The following is a 1,372-nucleotide window of genomic DNA, read 5'->3' on the forward strand; positions in this document are numbered from 1 at the left end:
TGATGTTGTATAAATAAAGTTGACACCTTATTCTCAAAGAATTCATGTATAATAAAGAGAATAAGGAGGAACTCTCAATGTCACGTACCCAACGTAAATACGACCACGAATATAAGGTCCAGGCTGTCAAACTTGCCAGAGAAATCGGCGGTGCTAAGGCAGCCAAAGAATTAGGTATTCCAGAAGGAACCATCCATACATGGCTGAAAGCAGTTAGAGCCGGCACATTGGATATTGGCGACGGTGCACATACTCCAGATAGTGCAATGAGCCTCGCTGAGGAACTTGCTATGCTCCGCAAACGCGTTAAGGATCAGGATAAAGAAATCCGTCGTCTGAAAGAGGAAAATGAATTTCTCGAGGAAGCAAGTGCTTTTTTCGCAGCCAGCCGTCGGAAGTCAGCAAGAACCAAAGAATGATGTTTATTGCCATAAAAACGGAAGACGGCGCAATTAAGGGAAAACTCTCATTCTATTGCCGGATGCTTGGTGTCAGCCGCCAGGGGTTCTACAAATATCTTGCTCATAAAGACCGGCCCTGGAAATATCAGGATCTCGCTGATGCTATAAGAGCAATCCATACGGAGGATGAATACAATGATACCTATGGGCGTATTCGCATGTATCAGGCACTTCTCCTTAAGAAACCGGAAGGACTCAAGATTCCTAGTGAGCGAACCGTCTACAGAGTCATGGATGAAATAGGCCTTAGTCATCGACCAAAACGTAAGCCGAATGGTATTACCAAGGCGGATCGGGAAGCTCGTAAGTCAGAGGATCTTCTGAAGCGAGATTTCAAATCCGATAAGCCACTTGAAAAATGTGTAACTGACATCACCGAAATCAAGGCTAAAGATGGAAAATTATATGTTTCAGCTATCTTTGACTGCTTTGATTCCAGTGTCCTTGGTCTGGCAATGGAAAGCAACATGAAAGCAACTTTGTGCGAGCATACCCTGGATAATGCCTATCTGGCATATCCTGATCTGCGAGGGGCTATTGTACACTCTGACAGAGGAACACAATATACCAGTGAAACCTATCGTAAGGCTCTGGCAAAATACGGTATTATTCAAAGCATGAACAGTGCTGGTGGCAGGTGCCACGATAATGCCCGATGCGAAAGCATGTGGGCCAGAATGAAAAGCGAGCTTCTCTATGACCGCTACAATACGGAGACTATGACCACAGAGGAACTGAAGGTTCTCATTTGGAGATATTTCATCAGTTACTGGAATAACAGGAGGATCTGCTCTGCTAACGGTGGGCTTCCTCCGATGATCAAGCGCCAGAGATACTACGAATCTCTGGGACTGGCTGCATAGGCAGTGATATCTTTGAGATAAATGTGTCAACCAATATTGACAATATCA

2 protein-coding genes are annotated in these 1,372 nt (G+C 44.7%); both read left to right on the forward strand.

Annotated elements, in window-relative coordinates:
* The first annotated feature begins 77 nt into the window (after nucleotides 1-77).
* Entirely contained in the window at nucleotides 78-419 is a 342-nt protein-coding gene (locus ACTNDQ_RS15355) for a transposase (RefSeq protein ID WP_278826224.1), read from the forward strand.
* On the forward strand, nucleotides 416-1,324 hold the full coding sequence (locus tag ACTNDQ_RS15360; protein WP_441016412.1) for an IS3 family transposase: 909 nt from the start codon (nucleotides 416-418) through the stop codon (nucleotides 1,322-1,324). The genes ACTNDQ_RS15355 and ACTNDQ_RS15360 overlap by 4 nt, the downstream gene beginning before the upstream one ends.
* Nucleotides 1,325-1,372: the final 48 nt, after the last annotated feature.

The sequence above is a fragment of the Blautia massiliensis (ex Liu et al. 2021) genome (assembly GCF_052064225.1).
Classification (GTDB): Bacteria; Bacillota; Clostridia; order Lachnospirales; family Lachnospiraceae; genus Blautia_A; species Blautia_A fusiformis.

Coding starts and splice junctions, on each gene's coding strand:
- ACTNDQ_RS15355 (WP_278826224.1), top strand. CDS start 78: ATGTCACGTACCCAACGTAAATACGACCACGAATATAAGGTCCAGGCT.
- ACTNDQ_RS15360 (WP_441016412.1), top strand. CDS start 416: ATGATGTTTATTGCCATAAAAACGGAAGACGGCGCAATTAAGGGAAAA.